Origin of the sequence: Alkalibacterium sp. AK22, from assembly GCF_000585255.1 — a bacterium.
Classification (GTDB): Bacteria; Bacillota; Bacilli; order Lactobacillales; family Carnobacteriaceae_A; genus Alkalibacterium.
The window spans coordinates 1-3,348 of the sequence record NZ_JANL01000030.1; the positions used below are offsets into that span (position 1 = coordinate 1).

General features: G+C 51.0%; 2 rRNA genes. Both read left to right on the forward strand.

The features are described from left to right. Positions 1-172: 172 nt before the first annotated feature. Positions 173-3,087: ribosomal RNA gene (locus tag ADIAL_RS06210) — 23S ribosomal RNA — on the forward strand. 94 nt (positions 3,088-3,181) lie between these two features. Then, positions 3,182-3,297: ribosomal RNA gene (rrf, locus tag ADIAL_RS06215) — 5S ribosomal RNA — on the forward strand. Positions 3,298-3,348 lie beyond the last annotated feature (51 nt).

Here is a 3,348-nt window from a genome sequence, read left to right on the forward strand (position 1 = left end):
TACTTTGCGTAGTTTTGAGGGATTTATCCTTCAGAACCTTGTTCTTTGAAAACTAGATAGTTGATTCAACACAAACACAAATGTTAAGAAACAACACCGAGAAATAGATTTAAATGAACAGTTTTGTTCCAAAGACAAAACTCTCATTCGCTATGAATACTCTTAACCGCCAGGTTAAGTGAATAAGGGCGCACGGTGGATGCCTTGGCACTAGGAGCCGATGAAGGACGGGACGAACACCGATATGCTTCGGGGAGCTGTAAGTAAGCTTTGATCCGGAGATTTCCGAATGGGGAAACCCATCACTTTTCATCAAGTGATATACCTATAGTGAATACATAGCTATGGGTAAGGTAGACGCGGGGAACTGAAACATCTAAGTACCTGCAGGAAGAGAAAGCAAACGCGATTCCCCAAGTAGCGGCGAGCGAAACGGGAAGAGGCCAAACCAGACTGCTTGCAGTCTGGGGTTGTAGGACTGGCGACATGGACAGTAAAGGATAGCAGAAGCTGCTGGAAAGCAGCGCGAGACAGGGTGACAGCCCCGTATGCGACATCCGGACCTGCCTAGCCGGGATCCTGAGTACGGCGGAACACGAGAAATTCCGTCGGAATCCGGGAGGACCATCTCCCAAGCCTAAATACTCCCTAGTGACCGATAGTGAACCAGTACCGTGAGGGAAAGGTGAAAAGAACCCCGGAAGGGGAGTGAAACAGCACCTGAAACCGTGTGCTTACAAGTAGTCAGAGCCCGTTAACGGGTGATGGCGTACCTTTTGTAGAATGGACCGGCGAGTGACGATGTCATGCAAGGTTAAACCGAAGAGGTGGAGCCGCAGCGAAAGCGAGTCTGAATAGGGCGTAGAGTATGCCGTCGTCGACCCGAAACCAAGTGACCTACCCATGTCCAGGGTGAAGGTGCAGTGAAATGCACTGGAGGCCCGAACCCAAGTACGTTGAAAAGTGCTGGGATGAGGTGTGGGTAGCGGAGAAATTCCAATCGAACTTGGAGATAGCTGGTTCTCTCCGAAATAGCTTTAGGGCTAGCCTCGGATAGTGCATCATGGAGGTAGAGCGACTGTTTGGACTAGGGGCCCTTATCGGGTTACCGAATCCTGATAAACTCCGAATGCCATGTTATGTAGATCCGGGAGTCACACTGCGAGTGATAAGATCCGTAGTGGAAAGGGAAACAGCCCAGACCGTCGGCTAAGGTCCCCAAATTCTTGTTAAGTGGAAAAGGATGTGGGGCTGCTTAGACAACTAGGATGTTGGCTTAGAAGCAGCCATCATTTAAAGAGTGCGTAATAGCTCACTAGTCGAGTGGCCCTGCGCCGAAAATGTACCGGGGCTAAACAAGATACCGAAGCCACGGATAGAACCAATGGTTCTATGGTAGGAGAGCGTTCTAAGGGCACAGAAGCATGATCGTGAGGACATGTGGAGCGCTTAGAAGTGAGAATGCCGGTATGAGTAGCGAAAGACGGGTGAGAATCCCGTCCACCGAATGACTAAGGTTTCCTGGGGAAGGCTCGTCCGCCCAGGGTTAGTCGGGACCTAAGCTGAGGCCGATAGGCGTAGGCGATGGACAACAGGTTGATATTCCTGTACCAGTCTGCTTTGTTTGAGCAATGGAGGGACGCAGAAGGCTAAGATGTGCACGCTGATGGAATAGCGTGTCCAAGCAACAAGTCTGAAGAGGAGTCAAATGCTTCTTTTCTTAAGGACAAGTTGTGATGGGGAGGGAAATTACAGTACCGAAGTATCTGATGTCACACTGCCAAGAAAAGCTTCTAGTGAGAAGTAGGCTGCCCGTACCGCAAACCGACACAGGTAGTCGAGGAGAGAATCCTAAGGTGATCGAGAGAACTCTCGTTAAGGAACTCGGCAAAATGACCCCGTAACTTCGGGAGAAGGGGTGCTGACCATCTGGTCAGCCGCAGTGAATAGGCCCAAGCGACTGTTTACCAAAAACACAGGTCTCTGCTAATTCGAAAGAAGATGTATAGGGGCTGACACCTGCCCGGTGCTGGAAGGTTAAGAGGAAGGGTTAGCTTCGGCGAAGCTCTGAATTGAAGCCCCAGTAAACGGCGGCCGTAACTATAACGGTCCTAAGGTAGCGAAATTCCTTGTCGGGTAAGTTCCGACCCGCACGAAAGGTGTAACGATTTGGGCACTGTCTCAACGAGAGACTCGGTGAAATTATAGTACCTGTGAAAATGCAGGTTACCCGCGACAGGACGGAAAGACCCCATGGAGCTTTACTGTAGTTTGATATTGAGTGTCTGTACAGCTTGTACAGGATAGGTAGGAGCCAATGAAGCCAGGACGCCAGTCTTGGTGGAGGCGTTGGTGGGATACTACCCTAGCTGTATGGCCACTCTAACCCGCGACCGTTAACCGGTCGGGAGACAGTGTCAGACGGGCAGTTTGACTGGGGCGGTCGCCTCCCAAAATGTAACGGAGGCGCCCAAAGGTTCCCTCAGAATGGTTGGAAATCATTCGTAGAGTGTAAAGGCAGAAGGGAGCTTGACTGCGAGACCTACAAGTCGAGCAGGGACGAAAGTCGGGCTTAGTGATCCGGTGGTACCATATGGAAGGGCCATCGCTCAACGGATAAAAGCTACCCTGGGGATAACAGGCTTATCTCCCCCAAGAGTTCACATCGACGGGGAGGTTTGGCACCTCGATGTCGGCTCATCGCATCCTGGGGCTGTAGTCGGTCCCAAGGGTTGGGCTGTTCGCCCATTAAAGCGGTACGCGAGCTGGGTTCAGAACGTCGTGAGACAGTTCGGTCCCTATCCGTCGCGGGCGTTGGAGATTTGAGAAGAGCTATCCTTAGTACGAGAGGACCGGGATGGACACACCGCTGGTGTACCAGTTGTCAGGCCACTGGCATCGCTGGGTAGCTATGTGTGGACAGGATAAACGCTGAAAGCATCTAAGCGTGAAGCCCCCTTCAAGATGAGATCTCCCATTCCTTTAAGGAAGTAAGACCCCTGAAAGATGATCAGGTGGATAGGCTGGAAGTGGAAGCATAGCGATATGTGGAGCGGACCAGTACTAATCGGTCGAGGACTTAACCACAAGGTGTGGCTTAAGAGTATATGGTGTTGTTTCGTGTTAATCAACTGTCTAGTTTTGAGAGAACGACGTTCTCCCTAAAAAAGAAGAGTCACTGTGCGGTGACGATGGCGGGAAGGCCCCACCTGTTCCCATTCCGAACACAGCCGTTAAGCTTCCCAGCGCCGAGGATAGTGAAGGGTTTCCCTTTGTGAAAGCAGGACGTTGCCGTGCAGCTCTTTTTTTTTATTTTAATTTGGAGGTTTAGCTCAGTTGGGAGAGCAT